This is a genomic window from Bradyrhizobium sp. CCBAU 11386 (assembly GCF_028128955.1).
GTDB lineage: Bacteria > Pseudomonadota > Alphaproteobacteria > Rhizobiales > Xanthobacteraceae > Bradyrhizobium.
In genome coordinates this window covers 62,223-71,850 of sequence record NZ_LBKA01000227.1, presented here as the reverse complement: position 1 = coordinate 71,850, position 9,628 = coordinate 62,223, and the positions used below count along the sequence as shown (strand labels likewise).

Genomic DNA, 9,628 nt, shown 5'->3' with positions numbered 1-9,628 from the left:
TCACCGGCGGCGTCGACGAGGCGCTCGGGAATTCAGCGTTGGTCGGCTTGCCCGTCGGCATCGATGGGGGCAGCGCGGCGAGCGCACCTGCGGCCGGCACGGCCGATGCTGCCGCTGCGGGCGCGTTCCAGGTGGGCACATAGCGTGCGACCAGCATGTCGTAGAGATGGGACTCCATGTTGGCGGCGACCTGCTGCTGATCGGTCAGGGAGCGGAAGGCGGCGCAATCGAACCGGGTGCAGCCGTCGCGGGCGACCAGCACCTGCGCGACGAGGCCGTAGCGATCGCGTTCCAGCGCCTTGCGCAGCACCTTCATGTCCAGCGTCAGGCTCTTGTCGAGGGTCGCGGCATCGCCGAGCGCGGTCAGCCGGTCGATCCTGGCGGCGGTGTAGGAGACGGCCGCGGCCGCCGCATCCGGCGAGCCGAACAGCGCCTTCTCGCAGCCAACGGCCACCGCATCGCCGGCGAGATCGTCGAGGCAGGATAGTGCCGGCAGGCTCGCGATAACACCGGCCTGTGCGCGCGCCTCGGCTGGAGCTGCCTGCCCCGCCGGCCCATAGACGCGCACCGTGGCAGCCACCGCGATGGCAATGGCAAGCAGCGTGATGACGGTCAGCGCGCCGTTGGCGACCGATCTCTCGGCGCGCAGCAGCGTGACCAGGAGGATCAATCCGAAGAAGCCGGCAGCCGCCAGCGTCATCCACATCGGAAAGGCCGACGAGTGCCAGATTTCGTCGAGCGACGAGGCCCATGCCCAGTTCATGCGCGACGTCCCCTCACGCGAGCAAAGAGCGAATGGTCAAAGCGAGCACCGCGAGTCGGCAACTGCCCCCGGCCCACCTTTTGAAGGTGAAGCGGGCCTTTTGACGGCGAGCGGAGCAAATTCGTCCGCGACATCAATGGGCGGTGGCGGCGCTTCAGGAGAGCGCGAGCTGACTTTCCTTGGCGACCCGTTCGAAGGCTTCGGTCGAGCTCTTGATCCGATACTGGCAGTCGTCGCCTTCCGTCGGCAGCAGGCGGATGATCTCGTACGAGCCGCTGGCAGCCGGGCGCGCAACGTTGCTGGCCGTGAACAATACGCGCGTTCCAACGGGGAATTTGTGCTTCAACACCCTCTCCATTACTCAAACAACGCCTGCCTCGCCCATGGTCCCACTGCGATGGCCGGCCGGAAACCCAGCCACTATATAGCACGCATGCGGCGTTTTTGGCCAGCCTCATCCGAGCATGGCAACACACCAATCTTGAAGTCTTTTCAGGACGATAACGGGAACAACGGGCCACGGTAATACCGCTGGAACCGGACCTCAGGCGGTATGGGGCAAATGACCCTGGGGGCTCGCCTGATCCACCGCCTTGGGCAGCTCCTGGGCCAGGATCTGGCCCAGTTGGTCGACCGGGATATTGTAGCGCGCAGCCAGCTGGCGGACGGTGTCGTTGCCGAGCACGGCGCGGAGCTGATCCGCCGAGATCGGCAGGTTCTGGCCGTTGCCGAGCCAGGATTTGACCTGGTCACCGAAGCCGGCCTGCTGAAGCTTGGCGACGATCGCGCTGAGGCCGCCCTGATTGTTGCTGCCGAGCACCTCGCTCAAGACGGCCGGCAGCACGGCGGCGCCGAGCTGGCCGAGCGCGCTGCGGAGCGCGGGGTTGTTTTCCAGCGAGTCCAGGATTCCCATGGCGTGCCCTCTCCAAAGCCGCAGCTCCAGCACGATTGGGCGCCGCCGGCTTGCGTATCGTCAAGCGGCGCCCGATCACGTTCGCGATTACGCGTCCTCGAACTTCGCGATGACAAGCGTCTCGGCAAGGCCCTCGCGGGTCCATTCCTGGAATGCCGGCAGCGCCATCATCGTCTCCATGTACGCTTTGGTATCCGGCGCGACGTCGATCGCATAGGTGCGGAAGCGGTGCACGACCGGCGCGTACATCGCATCCGCCGCGCCGAAGCGGCCGAACAGGAACGGTCCCTTGGCACTGTGGCGCGCCCGGCACTCGCGCCAGATCTCCTCGATGCGCGCAACGTTGGCCTTCGCATCGGCCGACAGCGTCACGGGGCGGATCGGCCGGTGCAGGTTCATGCCGCATTCGCTGCGCAGGGGCACGAAGCCGGAATGCATCTCGGCGCACACCGAACGGGCATGGGCGCGAGCCGCGGCATCATCGGGCCACAGCTTCACTTCGGGGTAGCGCTCGGCGATGTATTCGATGATCGCGAGTGAATCCCACACCGTGGTGTCGCCGTCGACCAGCACGGGCACCTTGCCGGCGCGGCTGAAGGACAGGATCTGCTCCTTGTCCGCGGGGTTATCCGTGTAGAGCGGGATCAGGGTCTCCACGAACGGGATGTCGTTGGCGCGCAGCGCGAGCCAGGGCCGCATCGACCATGACGAGTAGTTCTTGTTGCCGATGGCAAGTTTTAGTGCAGCCATGTCACTGGTCCTTCCGAGTCCTCTGGATGCGGCTGCTTTTAGCGCCATCGCCTGCCGTCAATCAATCGTTGCTGCGCCCGGCCTTGCGTGGCAATCGTTGCGATGCTCGCGAGGAGAGAGACATGAGCAGGCATTGGGTCGACATCACCGCCGTCGGCTTCTTCATCGTCGAATGGCTGGTCTATGCCCTGACGCTGGAACATTCAGCCTATGGCCGCGACAGCCTGTCGGCGCGCATGAACCGTTATCGCGAGGTCTGGGTGCGCCGGCTGCTCGACCGCGAGACGCGCATGGTCGACATGCAGATCATGGCCTCGCTCCAGAACGGCACCGCCTTCTTCGCCTCCACCAGCCTCATCGCACTCGGCGGCGCGCTGGCGCTGCTGCACGCCACCAACGACGCCATCACGATCCTGAGCAAGCTGCCGGTCGACCTCAGCACCTCGCCCGCAATGTGGGAGCTGAAATGCGTCGGTCTCGTGCTGATCTGCGTCTACGCCTTCTTCAAGTTCGCCTGGGCCTATCGCCTGTTCAACTATGTCGCCATCCTGTTCGGCGGCATGCCGCCGGCGTCCCAGCGCGACACCCCCGCCGCCGAAGCCCATGTCATCCGCACCACGCGCCTGTTCGAATCCGCCGGCCGCCATTTCAACCGCGGCCAGCGCGCCTTCTTCTTCGCGCTCGGCTATCTCGGCTGGTTCGTCAGCCCCTGGGTGCTGTTCGTGACCACGGCGGCCGTGGTGATCGTGACCTGGCGAAGGCAGTTCGCCTCGAGCGCATGGTCGGCAATGGCGCCGGAGGTGGTGGATGGTGAGGCGATGAGGAAGCGGGGTCCTCAGGGATGAAGCGAGGGAGGCGGCTCGGCCTCCCCACATCGTCATTAGCTCCGTCATCCCCGCGCAACGGCGAAGCCGTTGTCGCTGGAGGTGCGAACCGTGCTGTGCAAAGCACGGCATGGTGAGCCTCGAAGGATGAACAGCCGCGATGCAGCTGGGCCGTCGCCCTTCGAGGCTTGCTCAGCGGCGCGGTTGCGCCGCAGAGCGCGCACCTCCAGCGACAACGGCTTCGCCGTTGCGCGGGGGTGACGGTGGTGAAGTCGCGCACGTCCGCCTCCACATCGTCATTGCGAGCCAACGGGTCCGCGCAAAGCGCGGCCCGATGACAGGCTCCGCGAAGCAATCCAGAATCCCTCCGCGGAAAGACTCTGGATTGCTTCGCTTCCGCCGTCGCTCTTCGAGCTATGGCGGACAAGGCGCTCGCAATGACGGAGCAAGGTGCAACGCCGCCGCTCACTCCCGTGTCCCGGACAAGCTGCAACGCGTGAAGCGTTGCGGCGCAGAGCCGGGACCCAGAAGCCACGAACTTCCGTGTGGCATGGGCTCCGGCTCAGCAGCGCACCGCTGAAGGAGCGCTGCGCTGCGTCCGGGGCACGAGACCATCTTCGCATCCATTTTCAATGGCAGACACGCCTTCCCGTCCTCGCGGCTGATTTCGCCCGAGTTGTGCTTCGTCGCTCCACCCTCTTGAGCCAAGAGGGCGCAGGGAAGGCCGGGTGCTGACCTAGCACCCGCGGTCTGCTGCGCGAAAGGCACACGCAGAAGAAACCGCACAGCAGCATACAGGTGTAGCCAATCACTCGGCCTTCCCTGCGCAGTGGTCGGACGGCTTATGCCGTGCTCTCCCGGGAGCCGAGTTCGTTCTGGCCTCCCTCACTCCCGCGGAATTCGCCGACACCGCGCCGGTTGACGCGACTGCCGCCTCCGCAAGAGCTTGACCGTAGCAACGACGGCCAGGACCACACGGTTTTGCCGTACGCACGGCTCGCTTGCTCGCCGCAGTTTTTCCAGCCCTGTCGACGGAGCCGGAAACTTGCTGGCGAGACGAACCTGACAGCGCCGCTCGTCTGGCACGAAGTGTTGGGCTCACGGAAAGCAATCCGCCCTGCCCTTAACTTCTCGCGCCCGACGCTGCCGCGTCCACCGCAAGCCCGGCTCGCGAAAAATGACGACACATGATCGCCCCTCAAGGTCAAGCCGGGATGGGCGACACATACGACAAATCCGAATTTCGGTAAAGTGGAATATTTTAGCGAAGGCGGGTTGACAGCTTCGCGGGTGTTTTGCCCGTCGGGCAGCGACAACCTTTCGCCTCGTGCTATTCCCCAGCTATCGCCGGCGTGACTTGACAGCGAGGGCGTGACTGGGCGCAACTGAAGGCATGATCAGATTTCCAATCCTCGCGCAGCTGCCGGCCACGCCCTTCTCCGCGGAGGCCGTGGTCCGCGGCGTGGAATGCTCTGCGTCAGATGGCGACGGTGCGGGACGCGTGCGCGTCGAGGTCGACGGCGAGCCTGATGTTCTCGCCTTTTATGGTGCTGCGCCCGAAGGTGCGCCGGCCGACCCCGTCATCTTCCTGCGCGGGGACGCCGTGGAGAAGCGCAACGACGAGGTCGTCGTCGCCAACGAGTGGTACGTGGCAGCGACGGCCTATGACGTGCAGGCGCTGACCGAACAGCTGAGCGCCAGCTTCCATCGCCCCTATGTCCACCTGGCGCGCCCCGGCATCCTGGGCTCCTCGGGTCGCCATCTCGACCGGCGACGGCCGCGCGAGGTCGCGCTGGTCGATGCGGCGCTCACCCGGCTGAAGGCGCATTTCGGCTGGCGCCGTCTCAATCTCGTCGGCCAATCCGGCGGCGGCCATCTCGTGGCTGCACTGATTGCGCGCCGCGACGACATCGGCTGCGCGGTGATCACGTCGGGAAACACGGCGGTGGCGCTGCGCAACCGCGAGAACGGCTGGACCGCCGACATCACCGGCCACAGCGATTTCCTCGATCCGATCGATCATGTCGCGGAGGTCGCACGCCATCCCCCGCAAGCGATCATCGTGCTGACCGACCCGCACGACCAGCGCGTCTCGGCGTCGGTTCAAACAGCCTATGTCGAGGCGCCCGGCATCCGGCAAGCTTCGTCACGATCTGCAACTGCCGGGAATCCTGGCGGCGTTCACCTGGCTCGCGGACCACCCCGCGTAGCCTATGGCCCGCAGAGCTACCCGCCGAAATCCCGCGGCGCGAACGGAAGGTCCAACACCTTCCACTCCCCGTACTTGTCGGCCGGCAGCATCTTGTAGGGCTGGCAGTTCTGGAGCGCGCTCATTGCTGACTTCACGAGGGCCACGCCCTTCGCCGATGGCGGGGCTTCGATCAGGATCGGCTCGCGTGCCAGCGTGCCGTCGGTGGCGAGCACCGTGCGCAGCTTGATGTGGACGGTGTCGGTCGGGTCGACCCCGGCCGGCAATTTTGCGCAGCTTCTCAAGTGACGACGAAGCTCGGCGATGACCTCGGGTGGAAGCTTCGCGCCGATTGAATCCCTGGCGTCGCCGCCGTCGTCCTTGGCCGCGTTTTTCGGCTCGATCGGCAGTTCGGGCGGCAGGCCAAGCATGACGCCGTATTTTAGGGTGACGTCGGGTTCGGGAGCCTGATAGGCCGGAGGTGCGGCCTGCGGCTGCGGCTGTTGCGGCGGCAACTGCGATGGCCGCGGTTGCTGAGGCGGCTGCTGGGGCTGCGGCTGCGCAGTGGTCTCACGCTGCTTCGGCGCCTGTGAGAGCTGCGGCTGTTTCTGCTGCGTCGGCTGCTCCGGTTCGGGCCGGGCCTTCTGCTGCGATGATTGCGACGCGGCCTGCTGCTTGGCGGCCGGCTTCGCCGCTGGATCCGCCTTTTCGGTGACATCCAGTTTCGGCAGTCTCAGGTCGGGCATCGGCTCCGGCGGCTTTTTCTCCGCTTCTTCCTTGGCCTTCTCCTCGGCTTTGGCCTCCTCCTGCTTCACCTCCTCCGGCGTGACGATGTCGACCGTAACAGTTTCCGGCGGCTGGCCGCGAAACGGATGGACCTCGCTGATCACGATGATCAGCGCCACCAGCGTCAGATGCGCGATCACCGACGCCGCAATGTCCGTCCGTATGATCTTCCGCAGTTCCATCGCCCGATCTTGGGTTGCCGCACTGCTCCTAGCATAACGGAACAGCCCCTCAATCCCATTTTGGCGCGAAGCCGAAGTCGGTCAGGCGGCCCTTGGGATTGGCCAGACCAGCGATCCGGGCCATCTCCTCGTCCGAGAGCTCGAAATCGAAGATCTCGATGTTCTCCGACAGACGCTCGATGCGCGAGGTGCGCGGAATCGCAGCAACATTCTGCTGCACGAGCCAGCGCAGGCAGATCTGCGCCGGTGTCTTGCGATGCGCCCGCCCGATCTCGGCGAGCGTCTGATCGGTCTTGATGCGGCCCCTGGCGATCGGGCTGTAGGCGACCAGCGCAAGCCCATGCTGGTCGCAGGCCGCCCTCACCTTGGCCTGGTCCAGATAAGGGTGAAATTCGACCTGGTTGCAGACGAGCGGCTCCGGCGACAGCGCGACCGCCTGCTCGATCAGCGCCACCGTGAAATTAGAGACGCCGATGTGGCGCGTCAGGCCCATCTGCCTGGCATGCGACAAAGCGCCAAGCGTCTCCGCCAGCGGCACGTGCGAATTGGGCCAGTGCAGCAGCAACAGATCGACGGAGGGAAGCCGCAGGCGCGCGAGGCTCTCCTTCACCGACCGTTCGAGATCGTTGGGCGCGAAATGGTTGGTCCAGACCTTGGTGGTGAGGAAGACCTCGTCCCGGCGCACGCCGGAGGCGCGCACGCCGTCGCCGACCTCGCGCTCATTGTCATAGACCTGTGCGGTGTCGATGTGACGATAGCCAAGCCGCAGCGCCTGCTCGACCACGCGCGCACATGGCCGCCCGCTCAGCTCCCAGGTCCCGAGCCCGACCGCCGGGATCCTTGCGCCATTGGCCTCGACGAACAGCATGAGGAATCCTCTCTGTTGCGGTCGCCCCCGAGACATTATGGACCGGGTCCGAAAGGCTGCCAACGGAAGCCGTTGCAACCGGGCCGGTTATTCAGCGCAATGCTAATGGGAGGTTCGTGCGCAGCCTTGACGTCAGGCTTTGGCAAGCGCCTGGAACACCGTGTCGGGCGCATGCGCGATCACCGCGAGCAGCGCCCTCGCCGGACCGCGCGGGGCGCGCTTGCCCTGCTCCCAGTTGCGGATGGTCTCGACGGGGACGCCGAGCTTGGCCGCGAACTCCATCTGGGTCAGGCAGGCGCGGCGGCGCAGGTCACGCACCGCGAGCGAGCCGGTGTCGGCCGGTGCGGCATTGGCCGTGGGCTGGACCGGAAACTCCTGCCCGTCCCGCAACTCGACGATCCGTCCGTCCGCCTTCAGCCGCAACCGCATGTCCATTCCCCCAAAGCGCGGGCGATGATGCGTCAGGTCGCTTAAGTTCGGATTAAAGATGATGGCCTCGTGCCCCGGACGCAGCGCAGCGCGCCTTCGCGGTGCGCTGCAGAGCCGGGGCCCATTTCCCCGCAGCTTACCGTGCCGCCATCTGGCTCCCGGTTCTGCGCAGCAGCGCAAGCGCTGCAGCGCGCCCGGGACACGAAAGAGGGAGTGCCGCTGCCCACCCCGTCATTGCGAGGAGCTCTTGCGACGAAGCAATCCAGAGTCTTTCCGCGGAGGGATTCTGGATTGCTTCGCGGAGCCTGTCATCGGGCCGCGCTCCGCGCGGACCCGTTGGCTCGCAATGACGGGGCGAGAGGAGCGCCCCAAACTCGCCCTTACCTCAACCCGAACCACAAGGTCGCAATCCCGAGGAAGGAGAAGAAGCCGACGACGTCGGTCACGGTGGTGACGAAGGTGCCGGAGGCCACCGCCGGATCGGCCCGGACACGTTCGAGCGCCATCGGGATCAGGATGCCGCCGAGTGCGCCGGCGACGAGGTTGCAGATGATCGCAAGCCCGATGACGATGCCGAGGCCCGGGATCTTGAACCAGGCCACCGCGGCGATGCCCGTGATCACGGCGAAGGCGAGCCCGTTGACGAGGCCGACCAGGCCTTCGCGCATCACCACGCGCCAGGCATTGGAGGAGCCGAGCTCGCGGGTCGCGAGCGCGCGCACCGCGACCGTCATGGTCTGGGTCGCGGCGTTGCCGCCCTGGCTCGCCACGATCGGCGCGAGCACCGCGAGCGCGACCATTTTCTCCAGCTGGCCCTCGAACAGGCCGAGCACGGAGGACGCCAGGAAGGCGGTGGCGAGATTGACCAGCAGCCAATTGAACCGCGCCCGGGCAATGGTGAACACGGTGTCCGACAGCTCTTCGTCGCTGGTGACGCCGCCGAGCGCCTTGAGGTCTTCGGCCGCCTCTTCCTCGATGACGTCGACGACGTCGTCCACGGTGATGACGCCGACGAGGCGATCCTGGGTGTCGAGCACGGGAGCTGCGACGAGATTGTACTTGCCGAACATGCGCGCCACCTCCTCCTGGTCCTCCAGGACGGAGACGCGGCGGCGATCCTCGTCGGTCAGCTCGGCAAGCGCCACCGGACGGCGGGTGCGGAGCAGGACGTCGAGCGCGATCGCGCCCTGCCAGTGCTGGTCCTTGTCAACGACATAGATCTCGTAGAAGCGGTCGGGCAGATCCGGCGTCTCGCGCATGTAGTCGATCGCCTGCCCCACGCTGAAATCCTGGGGCACGGCGATGAACTCGGTCTGCATCCGGCGGCCGGCGGAATTTTCCGGATACAGCAGGCTGCGCTCGAGTGCGACGCGCTCCCGCAAGGGCAGCTTCTCGAGGATCTCTTCCTGCTCGTCCTCGTCGAGGGTCTCCAGCAGCTCGACCGCGTCGTCGGATTCGAGTTCGCGGACACCTTCCGCGACCGTCTCCGGCGGCAGCTCATCGAGGATCTCCTCGCGGACGCTCTCGTCGACTTCGTTCAGCGCCGAAAAGTCGAAGTCGCGGCCCGTGAGCTCGACCAGGCGGACGCGGTCGTCGGGCTCCAATGCGCCGATCAGATCGCCGAGATCGGCCTCGTGCAGCTCGGCAACGCAGGCGCGCAGCGCCGCACTGTCGCCGGCCTCGATCGCACGGGCAATCTCCTCGACGAATTCGTGACGAATTTCGCCGTCTTCATTGCGCATCGGCACGTGGTCGAGTACCGAGGCCTCGGCGGATGGGGCACCGTCCATATGTTCATCCATGGCGCGCCTCGCCGTTTGACAGGTTGGAACGAGTGGTCTGAGCTGATGGTTCAGGCAATACCCACAAGGCAACTCTGAGCGCAATGGCAAATCTGAGCGCAATGGCAAAGATGCTTCGGCCGA

General features: G+C 66.0%; 10 protein-coding genes. 2 read left to right on the top strand and 8 right to left on the bottom strand.

Features of this window, described 5'->3' with window-relative positions:
- The 4 genes from XI09_RS21295 to XI09_RS21280 all read right to left on the bottom strand — a co-directional run.
- A partial coding sequence (locus tag XI09_RS21295) for a hypothetical protein (protein ID WP_271568585.1) occupies window positions 1-763 on the bottom strand: 763 nt, incomplete at its 3' end.
- 154 nt (window positions 764-917) lie between these two features.
- Window positions 918-1,121, bottom strand: a complete 204-nt coding sequence (locus XI09_RS21290; protein ID WP_011087923.1) for a hypothetical protein — start codon at window positions 1,119-1,121, stop codon at window positions 918-920.
- Between the two features lie 186 nt (window positions 1,122-1,307).
- The gene (locus tag XI09_RS21285; protein ID WP_028171531.1) at window positions 1,308-1,676 is read right to left on the bottom strand and encodes a YidB family protein; all 369 of its coding nucleotides are present in this window, start codon (window positions 1,674-1,676) and stop codon (window positions 1,308-1,310) included.
- 87 nt (window positions 1,677-1,763) lie between these two features.
- Window positions 1,764-2,426, bottom strand: coding sequence for a glutathione S-transferase family protein (locus tag XI09_RS21280; RefSeq protein WP_271568584.1), 663 nt, complete (start codon window positions 2,424-2,426; stop codon window positions 1,764-1,766).
- 122 nt (window positions 2,427-2,548) lie between these two features.
- Between XI09_RS21280 and XI09_RS21275 the strand changes: the two genes are divergently transcribed.
- Together XI09_RS21275 and XI09_RS21270 are read left to right on the top strand one after the other, a co-directional pair.
- A complete protein-coding gene (locus tag XI09_RS21275; RefSeq protein WP_271568583.1) occupies window positions 2,549-3,271 on the top strand; it encodes a DUF599 domain-containing protein in 723 nt (240 codons plus the stop codon).
- Window positions 3,272-4,643: 1,372 nt separating this feature from the next.
- The gene (locus XI09_RS21270) at window positions 4,644-5,558 is read left to right on the top strand and encodes a hypothetical protein (protein ID WP_271568582.1); all 915 of its coding nucleotides are present in this window, start codon (window positions 4,644-4,646) and stop codon (window positions 5,556-5,558) included.
- Here XI09_RS21270 and XI09_RS21265 read toward each other — a convergent pair.
- From XI09_RS21265 to mgtE, 4 genes are all read right to left on the bottom strand, one after another.
- On the bottom strand, window positions 5,477-6,406 hold the full coding sequence (locus XI09_RS21265) for a hypothetical protein (RefSeq protein WP_271568581.1): 930 nt from the start codon (window positions 6,404-6,406) through the stop codon (window positions 5,477-5,479). The two genes, XI09_RS21270 and XI09_RS21265, sit on opposite strands and share 82 nt — an antisense overlap.
- 49 nt (window positions 6,407-6,455) lie before the next feature.
- Window positions 6,456-7,274 carry an aldo/keto reductase gene (locus tag XI09_RS21260; RefSeq protein ID WP_271568580.1) on the bottom strand — a complete coding sequence of 273 codons (819 nt, stop codon included), beginning with the start codon at window positions 7,272-7,274 and terminating at the stop codon, window positions 6,456-6,458.
- 132 nt (window positions 7,275-7,406) lie between these two features.
- The gene (locus XI09_RS21255) at window positions 7,407-7,709 is read right to left on the bottom strand and encodes a helix-turn-helix domain-containing protein (RefSeq protein WP_092193099.1); all 303 of its coding nucleotides are present in this window, start codon (window positions 7,707-7,709) and stop codon (window positions 7,407-7,409) included.
- A 374-nt stretch (window positions 7,710-8,083) separates the two neighbouring features.
- Window positions 8,084-9,505, bottom strand: coding sequence for a magnesium transporter (gene mgtE, locus XI09_RS21250; RefSeq protein WP_271568579.1), 1,422 nt, complete (start codon window positions 9,503-9,505; stop codon window positions 8,084-8,086).
- Window positions 9,506-9,628 lie beyond the last annotated feature (123 nt).